Source organism: Ralstonia sp. A12 (genome assembly GCF_000801955.1).
Classification (GTDB): Bacteria; Pseudomonadota; Gammaproteobacteria; order Burkholderiales; family Burkholderiaceae; genus Ralstonia.
The window spans coordinates 1-11,426 of record NZ_JSZO01000029.1; the positions used below are offsets into that span (position 1 = coordinate 1).

7 protein-coding genes and 3 pseudogenes are annotated in these 11,426 nt (G+C 61.3%); 4 read left to right on the forward strand and 6 right to left on the reverse strand.

Going from position 1 to position 11,426, the window contains the following annotated elements; translation table 11 throughout:
• Window positions 1-198: 198 nt before the first annotated feature.
• Window positions 199-822: a TetR/AcrR family transcriptional regulator gene (locus tag PI87_RS23570; RefSeq protein ID WP_039600164.1), complete on the reverse strand. Its 624-nt coding sequence runs from the start codon at window positions 820-822 to the stop codon at window positions 199-201.
• A 113-nt stretch (window positions 823-935) separates the two neighbouring features.
• On the opposite strand from PI87_RS23570, the gene PI87_RS23575 reads away from it, so the two are divergent.
• On the forward strand, window positions 936-1,688 hold the full coding sequence (locus PI87_RS23575; RefSeq protein WP_039600165.1) for an SDR family oxidoreductase: 753 nt from the start codon (window positions 936-938) through the stop codon (window positions 1,686-1,688).
• Between the two features lie 295 nt (window positions 1,689-1,983).
• On the opposite strand, the gene PI87_RS23580 is transcribed toward PI87_RS23575, so the two are convergent.
• From PI87_RS23580 to PI87_RS23590, 3 genes and pseudogenes are all read right to left on the reverse strand, one after another.
• Window positions 1,984-2,205, reverse strand: a complete 222-nt coding sequence (locus PI87_RS23580; protein ID WP_039600166.1) for a hypothetical protein — start codon at window positions 2,203-2,205, stop codon at window positions 1,984-1,986.
• Window positions 2,202-2,591: pseudogene (locus tag PI87_RS23585) on the reverse strand (ATP-binding protein); the annotation flags it as partial. The gene PI87_RS23580 and the pseudogene PI87_RS23585, both read right to left, overlap by 4 nt.
• 92 nt (window positions 2,592-2,683) lie before the next feature.
• A pseudogene (locus PI87_RS23590) lies at window positions 2,684-3,756 on the reverse strand (IS3 family transposase); the annotation flags it as partial.
• A 311-nt stretch (window positions 3,757-4,067) separates the two neighbouring features.
• Between PI87_RS23590 and PI87_RS28220 the strand changes: the two are divergent.
• Window positions 4,068-4,439 (forward strand): transposase, encoded by a 372-nt coding sequence (locus PI87_RS28220; protein WP_198139614.1) that lies wholly within the window; start codon window positions 4,068-4,070, stop codon window positions 4,437-4,439.
• Between the two features lie 17 nt (window positions 4,440-4,456).
• Complete coding sequence (locus PI87_RS28225; RefSeq protein ID WP_052321706.1) at window positions 4,457-5,059, forward strand: IS66 family transposase; 603 nt, start codon at window positions 4,457-4,459, stop codon at window positions 5,057-5,059.
• A 9-nt stretch (window positions 5,060-5,068) separates the two neighbouring features.
• Here PI87_RS28225 and PI87_RS23605 read toward each other — a convergent pair whose 3' ends face one another.
• Window positions 5,069-8,449, reverse strand: a complete 3,381-nt coding sequence (locus tag PI87_RS23605) for a hypothetical protein (protein ID WP_157003213.1) — start codon at window positions 8,447-8,449, stop codon at window positions 5,069-5,071.
• 1,031 nt (window positions 8,450-9,480) lie between these two features.
• Here PI87_RS23605 and xopAH point away from each other — a divergent pair.
• Window positions 9,481-10,488, forward strand: a pseudogene (gene xopAH, locus PI87_RS28230) (XopAH/AvrB family type III secretion system effector).
• A gap of 246 nt (window positions 10,489-10,734) precedes the next feature.
• Here the strand turns inward: xopAH and PI87_RS23615 are convergent.
• Window positions 10,735-11,055 carry a hypothetical protein gene (locus PI87_RS23615; RefSeq protein WP_157003214.1) on the reverse strand — a complete coding sequence of 107 codons (321 nt, stop codon included), beginning with the start codon at window positions 11,053-11,055 and terminating at the stop codon, window positions 10,735-10,737.
• Window positions 11,056-11,426: the final 371 nt, after the last annotated feature.

Consider the following 11,426-nt stretch of genomic DNA (forward strand, 5'->3'; position numbering starts at 1 on the left):
CCGGTGGGTTGATTGCGTTCTTTGCTGCACTGAGGTTACGCAAGATCGATCGGCCTAAGGTGGACACGACTGCCGCGACGTAATCCGCCATGTTGGCAGCAGTCGGCTGGCGAGATGGCCAATGAACGCTTACTTGTCGGTTGCGCTCACTACATAAGGGGGCGATCTTGCTCCCGACTCCCATTCTTCCGCACCGCCTCATTTCGGTACTGCACTAGAGGCCTGTGGACTTGTGCCATAGCGCAATCCGTCGACAAACAGCGCCACCAACCTCCGGGCGTCGGGCGGATTGGGACATTCCATTGGGGCGCAGAGGGCTCCGACCGCGCAAAGGAGCTCATCCGGCTGCACTCCTTTGCGGATAACGCCTGTAGCAACCGCCGCATCGAGGAGATTCTGAACGACTGGACGAAGTCTCTCCAGGAAATACGTTGGCACAGCCTGGAACGCGGGATCCCTTGAATTCAGAGCAGCCGCAAGGCCACGCCTCGCTGTCACGAAGTCGACGTAGCGATCGATCCATTCTACAAGCGCTTCGTCTGCAGGCCGCCGCGCAGCGAGTTCGATCCCAGCGCTCGCGCATGCATCCACTTCGCTGCACAGCGCCGCCACGACGAGGTCTGAGCGTCGAGGAAAGTGGCGGTAGATCGTGCCTACGCCCACCCCTGCCTTTTGGGCGATCTCACGTACGGGAGCATCGATGCCGGAGGACGCGAACACTTCGAGCGCTGTTCGCAGCAGTGTCTCGATGTTCCGTTGCGCGTCCGCGCGAACGGTGCGCGGCGCACTTTCATCAGCGGATTTGTTGGTCTTGCTCTCCAATTCTTTTCCTTGATAAACGGAACAATGTTCCGTATATTGTGTAAGCGGATCGGCGTTCCGTTTAATTCTACCCTGTGTGCGTCGATCTAGCCTTTATCTCGAACGGAGCAAACATGCACAGCATCCCCGTCGCATTGGTTACCGGTGCAAACAAAGGAATTGGTCTTCAAATCGCCAAGGATCTGGCGTCGAACGGTTTCAAGGTACTCGTCGGAGCACGCAACCTCGAATTGGGCGTGGCTGCGGCGAGAACCGTCGGTGCGGGTGCCCAGGCCATTCAACTCGATGTGACAGACCCCGCGTCGATTTCGGCCGCTGCCGCGGAGGTCGAGGACACGCTGGGTCGCCTTGATGTGTTGGTCAACAACGCAGGAATTGCGCGTCCGATCAAGCCAGGGACCACTATCGAAGAAATGAGGGACGGGGAGAAGATGAGCCGTGTATCAGTTGACGATATCCGTGTCGTGTTTGAGACAAACGTGTTCGGCGTTGTAGCAGTCACGCAGGCGATGCTTCCATTACTCCGCAAAGCTCCGGCTGGGCGCATCGTCAATATTTCGAGCTCCGGAGGCTCCCTCACGCAGAAGGACAACCCCGCGGACTACTCGCGGCAATACGTCGGTATTTATCAGACATCGAAAACGGCACTCAATGCGGTTACGCAAGCGTTCGCCATTGAGCTGGAGGGAACCAACATCAAAGTTAACGCTGTCTGCCCGGGCTTCACTGCAACTGATTTGAGCAACTATGCGCCCGGCTCGGGATCCGTTGAAGATGCGGCACGAGAGCCGGTCCGGATGGCGCTTCTTGATGCGAACGGGCCCTCGGGCACATTCTCGAATGCGGAGGGGTGGCTCCCTTGGTGAGATGCTTCGCCGAACGCCGCAGGGACACATCAGCAGCGGTCTTCCGCCGCATCCGGAGTTTCGGTCTTGGTTGATAGCGTGCCACTTCGCCAGTGTGGCACGCGACAAAGCTAGGTGCCTCCCGCCTCTCCGATAGCGTTCGTTGCTCGTCCCGGCGCTAGCTTTTACACCTCCAGTGGTGTTGATAGCGGTGTGAAAGCGCGCTTTTCTGGCGGCGCAAGGTTGAGCGAGTCATTCAACAACGAAGGGGCCGTGTAGGCCGCTTCGTTGTTGGTATAGCGACCAAGGATACCCGTCAGAACGGCGGTTCGGAGTCAGGGCTGCGAACGGTGACGGCAGGCTGGCGCTGCTCCCGCAGCAAGTCATGAAGCTGGACGCCGTAGTGGCTAGAAAACACTACCAGCAGATCCTCAAGCAGCTCAAACACGGTGAGCGCCTGCTCCGGCGTCCAATCGTCGGGCACCACGAACGGCAGCCCACCCCGGCAGCCGGATGGTAAGAACGGCATGCGGCTCATGATGTCTCCCCCTTTCCTGCGGCGGGCTTGCGTGCCTTACACTGCCGGGCACGCGCCTCCGTGCGCTCGTGTGCCTCCTTGAGCCGGTAAGACTCGCCCTCGATCGAGATCACCTCGGCGCGATGCACCAGGCGGTCGACCAGCGAGACCATGCAGGCTGCGTTGGGGAACACCTCCGACTATTCCGCGAACGGCTTGTTGGTCGTCACGATGGTCGAGCGCGTTTCGTACCGGCGGCTCACCAGCTCGAACAGCAGGTCGGCATGGCGGTTCGAGTACGAGAGGTAGCCGACCTCGTCGATCACCAGGATGTCCGGCGCCGCGTAATGCCGCAGGCGCCTGCGCAGTGCAGAGTCGCTGTCGAGCGCGGCCAGCTCGCCAAGCATTGACCTGCCCCCAGTAACAGGGCCAGTGGACTTCTAGCAAAGCCCAGTTCAAGTTTGCTCCTGGACGGCAGGAGCCACCGCTGTTGCTCGATACGCGCTGCGAATTCTGCTGGCGGTTGGTAATTCAAGGCGCTGTGCGGGCGTGCCTCGTTGTAATCCTGACGCCAGGCTGCGATGACGGCGCGTGCATGGGCAAGGCTCGTGAACCAGTGCTCGTTCAGGCATTCGTCCCGGAACTTGCCGTTGAACGACTCGATGTAGGCATTCTGCGTCGGTTTACCAGCCTGAATCAATTTCAGGGACACGCCGTTGGCGTAGGCCCACTGGTCCAGCGCTCGGCTCGTGAACTCTGGCCCCAGGTCCGTGCGCAGCGCTTTGGGATAGCCCCTGAAGCGCGCCGCGTGGTCCAGCGCCCGTGTCACGTACAGACCCGAGATGTCATGGTCCGCAACAATGTCGACCGCCTCTTTCGTGAAGTCATCAACGATGGTCAGGCACTTCAGGCGCCGTCCGTTGGACAGCGCGTCCATCACGAAGTCTATCGACCAGACCTCGTTCGGCGCGGCCGGCAGAGCCAGCGGCTCGCGCTCGACCATCACGCCGTGGCGTCGCCGCCGGCGCCGAACAGCCAAGCCAGCCTCGCGGTACAACCGGTGCACCCGTTTGTGATCCGCTTGTATGCCCTCGCGCTCCAACAGGACGTGTAGTCGCCGGTAACCAAAGCGCCAATGCTCATGCGCCAGCTCAACCAGCCGCGCTTTGAGTATCTCGTTTCCTGAAGCAGTTTTCGCTTCGTAATGCAGCACGCTGCGGGACAGCCCGACAAGCCGACAGGCGCGGCACTCGGAGATGTTGACCTTCTGCCGAATCGCCACGACCGTCTCACGCTTGACTTGTAGGCTCAGGGCTTTCCCTTGACCACCACCTTCAGCGCCTCCATGTCCAGCATCGCTTCGGCCAGCAGCTTCTTCAGCCTGGCGTTCTCGGTTTCCAGCGCCTTGAGCCGGCGGGCCTCCGACACCTCCATCCCGCCGAACTTGGCCCGCCAAGTGTAGAACGACGCGTCACTGAAACCATGCTTTCTGCACAGCTCCTTGACTGCCACGCCGGCCTCGGCTTCCTTCAGGAACCCGATGATTTGCTCTTCCGTAAATCGCTTCTTCATGTCCGTCTTCCTCTACGAAAACGGACTCTACTAGCTTCCCGGTGGACCGGTTTATTGGGGGCAGGTCACCGAACACCTGCACCACGCGCGCCAGCAGCCGCTCGGCGCCAGCGCGCATGTCGACAGGCTCCGCGGCCAGCCACATCGCGTCGATGCGGATCATCGAAGCAGCTCGCGCATCCAGGCCGCGCACTCGCTGGCGGCGCTCGCCGGCCAGGTCACGGTAACGACCGTCGCCCCGCGCTGCACCTCGACGCGGATGTCAGCGCCTGCATGACCAGGAGCAACAACTGGCCGAACGCGATCAAGTGTTGGCCCAGCGCGAGGCGCTACTGCAGCACAAGGATCGCGAGATCGAGCTACGCGAAGCCAATATAGAGAAGCTCACCTTCGAGCTGGCGCGGCTCAAGCGCTGGAAGTTCGGTACGAAATCCGAAGCCATGAATGCCGAGCAGCGCCGCTTGTTCGAGGAGACGCTGGCCGAGGAAGAGGCCGCCTACGCGAGCAGCTCGAGCGGTTGCATCGAGAAGATGCGGCCACTACTGCTGCCTCGGACACCACGCCCAAGGTACCTACGCGGCGTCCGCGCCGCAACCCGTTGCCCGAACACCTGCGGCGGGTGGAACACCGCCATGAGCCCGAGAACACCGACTGCCAGGAGCCTGGCTGCGGTCGCCCGCTGACGCGCATTGGCGAAGAAATGACCGAGCGACTGGACATCGTGCCGGCGGAGTTCTTCGTGCACTGCCACATCTACGGTAAGTGGGCGTGCCGTTGCTGCCAAGTGCTGCGCCAGGCGCCCAGCGTGGCAGAGGTCATTGAAGGCGGCATTGCCGCCAGCGGCCTGCTCGCCCACACGCTGATCAGCCGCTTCGTCGACCACCTGCCGTACTACCGGCAAGAGACGATCAACGCGTGCTCGGGCGTGCACACCCCGTGCTCAACGTTGGCGGCTCTCTCCGGCCAAGCGGGCGCGGCGCTGGAGCCGCTGTTCGAAGTGCATAAGCGCTTCATCCTCAGTTGCCGGGTACTACACGCCGACGAGACTCCGGTAGCGTTGCTGGATCCGGGCGCCAGCAAGACGCGTCGAGCCTATGTCTGGGCCTATGCCCGCAACTGGCACAACGCGGGCCGGGCGTGGTCTACGAGTTCTGCCAGGCCAGCGGGGCGCAGTACTCGATCGAGTTCCTGGAGGGCGAGGGGCTCTTCGTCTCGTACCTTATCGATGCAACAACGCCCGGTACGCCGGCAAGTCTTCGCCCACTCCAGAGGTCGCACCAGAGCCCTACACGTCACGATATAATCGTTTCGTTTAATCCGCTTGCATACCCAAGGCTGCTTTCAACAGCTTAGGGTCGAACTCTAGGCGGGAGGCCACCTGCTCCCACCTGCCAGACACCCTATCGTCCCGCTTGAAGAATGCCCAGTCGGATTCGTCCGAGATGATGGAGGTTGCGATGTTCAGCCGTTCCATTGCGTGAGGGTGATAGTTGGCGCCATCATTGAGCAGCGCTTCGGCACGGGCCCTTAGCCGTTTGGCTTCTGCCAAGTCTTCCGGAGTTGCGCGGATGCCAGGATGGCCGATGGACAGGTTTCTGGCTTCGCCAAGCAAGGTGTCGACGGCTTGGCGCACCTTGGGTGTGACGCGCCACACGAGCCGGATCTCGCTTCCGTGGGGCGCGGGGTCAAGCAGCGCTGCCAGCGCGCGCTGCAACTCCTGGGCTGCGGGATCTCTCGCAGTTTGTATTTGACTCATCACCGATCCCAGTTGCGTTCCGCCCAGTTGGCGAACGGCTGCGGCAGTCAGCCAGCCCGGCCCCTCGAACCGTATCGATCGCTGCGTCTCGCCGGACATATGGTCGGATTCGATCACCTTGCGTATCTCTTCGACGACCCCCACTTCGGCGAGCCTGGCCTTGGCATGAGGCACACGTTCATCTTGAACGTGCAGGTGAAGCGACCTGGCTCCCGTGGAAACCGAGACTGCCAAAGAGGGTTCGCTTTCGACACTCAGTTCTACGGTGAAGCTGCGCTTGCGTTCCTGGATGGTTTGACGTCCGTTTTGAATAGTCGTCTCGGTCCACTCGGCGCTGGCACCTGCACCGGCTTTGAACGTCGGCCCGAGGGATAAGCTCGATCCAGAAATCAAACTCTTGTATAGAGCCGGTACCGCGCTCGCGATCCCTACGTCCACACTCGCGTGCACCGAGTGGCCTTGGGTCCTCGCCGTGAATAGTTCTTGTGTGTCGCTTAGATCGGAGGGTTGCAGCAGGCCGTGGTTAACCATGCGATGGACTAGTCCCTTAAGCGACGTAAGACCCTCCTCGGAGTCCGGAAATCGCATCACCAGGCCATTGCCACCGTTCATGCCGAAGGTGGCTTTGGGTATTGCGTACAGGGAGGCAATGCTTCCGATCGTCGCCACCTTCAATTCCAAGTTCAGGCTGCCGGCTGCTCCGCGCTCGCGGCTCAACGCGAGTGCATAGCCGGAACTGTCGCGCGAGACATGGACGCCATGGAAGGCGCTACGCGTTGCGGTCGCCCGCGCGTGCGCGACCACACCGATGGTCGGCCATGCCGGCCCCGTGCTAACGCTCCTGCCGCCATAAAGATCCAACCTCACGGTCGATCCGACCTCCAACTGGTCGATCTGCTGAGTGAGGTGAGCCAGTGAGACTGGCGGCGTACCGCCTGACTCTTCTGCGAGCGTGGATGGGGCAGACAGCCCCAACTCCTTGGTCGATGCCAACCCGGCGGATAGTTCAGCGTCGCCGATCCAATGGGCGAGTCGCTCGCCATCGATCGGGCGTGAGAGCAGGTCATGAATTTCCGGAGCACAGGCCTGCGGATCCATGCCCCATGTCCGAAGCAAGGCTTCCAAGTCGGCGCGGTGTTGTTCGCGCGATTCGGCGGGCTGCCACACATGCGTCACCCGATTGAACACGCCCTTCAACGTGTCCCACGGTGTCCGGGATTGGATGCGTGCAGGGTCTTCGGGGCGCGTGAGCAACGCAGCAGCACGCAGGACCTGCCGCAGTGTTGTGGCGGCTGCCGCCCCCATGGCGTCGCAGCGGCGAGAAAGTATCGCATTCATTTGCTTCTGCTGGGCTGCATCGGCCACAGGGCCCGCGTTAAAGGTGATGTCCTCCAGTGGACGCCCAGTCTCGCTGACCACTCGTGTCGTCAGCGTGTCCAGCATGGCGCTCACTTGGTCGCCGCGGGCGGCCTCCTGCGCGCGTACCAGGGTTTCGTACTGTCCCGCAAGTGCTGGCAGATCTCGAGTCGCCGATGCGGCTGAAGTAGATGGGGTACCGATGCTGTCCAACAGGCCTGTTCCAGACAGCGCCGCACGGATCTGCTCATTGGCTGGAAGCCCGGCCTGGTCCGGCATGCCCGTTACATGGATCAACAGCTTGGTGGCTAGCGCGCGGCCTCTCTGAACTTCCAGCGGCGAGACAGGGCATTGCTTGGCAGCCAGCGTCAAACGGTCTATCGCCTGCTCCATCCCGTCAATGCCTTGTTCGATGCTGTCGATACTTACCATGCCTCGGACTGCCAGATCGTGCAACAAGGCCGGCAGGTCTTCCTGTGCCACCCCTCTGATCTGTAGGCTGTCGATGTTGGCTCCGGTCAGACCATCCTGTGGTGATCGCGGCTGCAGCGCAGCGGCGCGTCGTTCGAGGTATGCCCGATGCTTGCCAGACGGTGCCTCCGTCGACAGGATTTCCAGTATGGCGTCCCGCAGACGCTTGCCTGGCCAGGAGTTGGCAAGTGCCGTCTCGTCTGCCTGCAGTTTCACCAGCATGGGGCCTACCGCCCGCAGTATCTCGGGAGCGGTCTGGTTGAGACCTTGGAGCAACTCGGGCGTGACCTGGAGATCGTCCATGGAGGGCATGAAGCTGGCTGTGCCGGCAAGGATGCGGCTGACTTCGCGCTTGTCCGTCGCAATGCGGCGCTCCATGTCGACCACAGCTTTGGCGTCAGCATTGATCCCTCCCAGCAACCCCGTTAGTCCTCTCAGCGATCCGGTCGGGACCAGCGGGCCGTTCATCGAGGGCAGGAAACTGGCTTTGCCGGCAACGATGCGGCTGATTTCGTGCTTGTCCGTCGCAACGCGGCGCTCCGTGTCAACCTCGCCCATGGCGTCAGCGTCGAACATGCGTATCGGTAGCGGCGAGGTCCGCATGCCTGCCAGGTCACGGCGCCGAGCCTCGTACTGAAGCAGCATCTGCGTCACGGCCGAATGTCTCATTGCATCGATAGCACGGTCCAGTTGAGGATCGAATCCGTACAAACAGTTCAGATCGGCGCCGTCGCGCGCAGGCGCAATGGCGTCAACTACCTGTTCCGTCCACTTCTGAAACAAGGCAACCGCCGCGTTCCGATACTCCTGGGTCGGCGTCGTGGCGGCGCGCTGCAAATCAGGCATGGTCGACAGCAAGCGAAGGAGCGCAAAGTATCCTTCCGGCACCCCGCATTCATTGAACTTGGCGTTCAGAGCCGCTAGCGTGCCGCTGAAGCTGATGAGTTGTTCCTGGGACGGCTGAGTGTTAGCCGCCCCGGGGAACAACCGAACCTCATCAACTCTGGGTCGAACAATGTTAGTTGTGGCGCCAGGATCGGCCGACTGCTGCGTCGGCGCTTGGCTGCAACTGGCGTCAGGCAATCGATCCGTGCTCGCGAGCTTGCGCAAGGTGCCTGGTAGTATGGTAGTACGCGGCGGCATGCGGCTAGTCAGGGCCCCAGCCAACGATGCGCGCAGTGAGCGTAGATCAGAAGGCGGCTTAAGCTTCGTCGGATTCCGAGCAAGGCCTGCTGGAGCCGCCTTGCCTCTGGAGTCGCTATTGATCGAGGCCGAAGCAATAGTTGGATTCTCCGGGCTGTCCGTGTCCTGGACAATTGGCGAGACGGTAAATCCGGCAACTGGAATTGAATGAATACGCATGGAACTCTGAATAGGCTTTTGACTCGATGCGGAGTCATGTTGGAGAACGATCGAAAGTCTGGGGGTCAGGCTTGCCGCTGGTGATTGGAATCGTTGGCCGCGAAGCCTGAGTACCAGCGCGCGAAGTCCTGTCGCAGCCGACGAACCGTATCGATCGGCGTTGTTGCATCGATTCACCTGAATAGGCAGCCATTCGCGTCAAGTTGTGCGCTCGTACCCTTGGCTTCATATTCTTCGCACTCTCGATGGGGCGGGGTCGATGACTCGGGGCCTACGACCCAGGCATGCCGACGGCCCGTCGATCTAGTGGAGATTTGCGTATGACATTCCATCGACCAGTCGGCACGCCGCGCCTGCGTACGCAGATTGCCGGCCCCTCAAGCGAATCGCCGGCCCCATCCGTTGCATCGACCAAAACGGCGCAGAGTCGCTCGTTGGGATGCGGATTCCTCCAAGGGCTCTCAGTCATCGGCCGCAAATCCTCGCCTCTAGTTCCTGCGCACATCGGGGATGCGATACAAGTCGCGATTAACTCACCCAGACGGCGAGTCGTCCTCGACCTGCGGCACGCTCGTCCCGCGCAACCCGACGTTCGGGAACTAAGGAATTCCACAGACGCGAGTGTCTCGCTCCAATACGAGTCGAGCGGTCAGCGATGGCGCATGGAACTGCAAACCAGTCGCTTCGGTCACGACGGCGTTCAACAACTGGCGTTAGGCAACTCGGCGGACAGGCTCGCGAGTAAGGCGGCGCAGACCATCGAAGGTATTGCGCGACACATGGTGCCGGCTGGGCCGGCACGTCTGGAGACTCGGTCAAGCGCACGCGTCCTGCCCGGTCCGCCCCAGTCGTCGCAGCTATCGCAGCGCCAACGGGGCCTTGTCGGCGTCGCGCGATTCCCAGTGCTGGAACACAACCGCGAAGGCGATCCGTTCAATCAGTCCTACGGACGGCGCTTTTGCGCTTCAGTGGTTGATGCGGGACAACGCATCGCCTGAGGCCAGATCAGGACGCTGCGGCAACTCTGGGACTTTGCCGGCAACGCACGTCACGCCTGGGCAAAGTCCTTTCGCGCGCAGATGCGGCACGGCGGCTCGCAATTGTTTGCCACTGGTCACCCGCGGACAACTGGGACGTTCTACACCTCGATGACGGCGGAGATGGGCGGCGGACTATACCAATATCTCGCTGATCGCATCGCCATGGCCGTAAGCGCGGGCGAGCTATCCTTGCCTGTTATACGCAACGAAGGGGCGAACGCTTGGTTTCCCGGCAAAGGCGTGGATTTCATGAGTCACCTGGAATTCCGCCTCACGGAATGGCTAGACGGGCGCGAAATCGGAATGACTGCGCTTCGAATCCCCCGTCGACGGAGCGACTTCGATTCGCCCGAAGCAAGGCAATTAGTGCGGGATCCAGCATTCAGCCATGATGGTCACGCGGCGATGATGAAGCACGTGGATAGTCGCCACATCGCGACAACCCTGAACCATGTAGAACGGCTCTTCGGCGCTCTGCTCCACGCTGCACTGGGTACGGAAGTGCTGATGCCCAAGCTCGGGGAGATCCACTGGTGGCTGGTGCACGCAATGCCCGATGAACGAGGAAGCTCAGCCAAGGCCGAGCTCTCCGTTCGTGCCGTGGCTGCCGCCCATGGCGTCGAGTTGCCGCCGTTCCGGCGCGGAGTCGTTCCTGACCTCGAGGCGTTTGCTGTCGACCGTAGCCGCTTCAGCGCCAACTATGCTCGCTGGTTCGAAAGCGCTGACGACGTGCAAGTGCAAGCGTAGGTCGGCAAGTTAAGGCATCCTCGCGTCGAGCTGCCAGGCTGCCTTGCGGATAGTCGCCGCCGTCGACGCGCTCGTGATAGTGCTGTCGAAGAATGGAATAACTGCGAATATGAACGAATAATCTGCTAATGACTTGCTGTCGACAGCACGATCGAGGCTCGGACGGCATGGCGTACAACACCTCGCGAGCCCGGAAGAAGTCCCTTGGGTTCCTGTAAGTGTCGTTCAAAGCTGCCTCCTGGCGAATCAGCTTGGCGGCCTGCGGGCAGAGCCACTCGAGAGAGCCGCGAGGCCAGCGTCTTGAGGACTGCGCACACTCGGTCGCGGCCTCTCGGCTGCTGGGCTGCTGATCTGGGGGCGGTTGGTCAGGATGGTCGCGATCTCGCTGATGTACTGCTGTCTCGCTAAAAGAGCGGTCGGCACGCGGATTCGAATGTCCCCTGGCTGCAGGTCTTCGAAATTGAGCCAGCCGATCGATTGCAAGCCCTCAAACAGCGGCAGCTGCCCATCGGCATCGCCAACGAGGTGGAAAAGCCAGGTGCCACTGAACGCGTTGATGATTTCCACAAGATCCTGTCGCTCAGATATACCCAATTGGGTATGCGGCGTACTGTTGCAAAGTAAATCTCATGCTCGTGCGTGCCGATGATCCTGGCGTTGACCGGGACATGGTTGGCCACCAATGTCAAGCTGCTCACGCCTTTCTGCAGACCGAGATACTTTGGCGAACTCATTTGTAATGGCATTGTTCAGCAGGTCCGTAAAACGGACCCACTCGCTAATTGCTACCAACCTATCAAGGAGATACTCTCAGTGAGAAAATTAACCCTGGGCATGTTCCATTGAAGCGCTCCGGCCCGAGACGCCATCGCGGACGCCCCCCCCCGAGCCTGCCCACGCTACGCCCACTGCAGCGCTTGACCCTGCCTCGATTCCAC

What these genes read in the sequence shown, in the direction of transcription:
- PI87_RS23575 (WP_039600165.1), top strand. Translation starts at nt 936, where the DNA reads ATGCACAGCATCCCCGTCGCATTGGTTACCGGTGCAAACAAAGGAATT.
- PI87_RS23580 (WP_039600166.1), bottom strand. Translation starts at nt 2,205, where the DNA reads ATGAGCCGCATGCCGTTCTTACCATCCGGCTGCCGGGGTGGGCTGCCG.
- PI87_RS28225 (WP_052321706.1), top strand. Translation starts at nt 4,457, where the DNA reads ATGACCGAGCGACTGGACATCGTGCCGGCGGAGTTCTTCGTGCACTGC.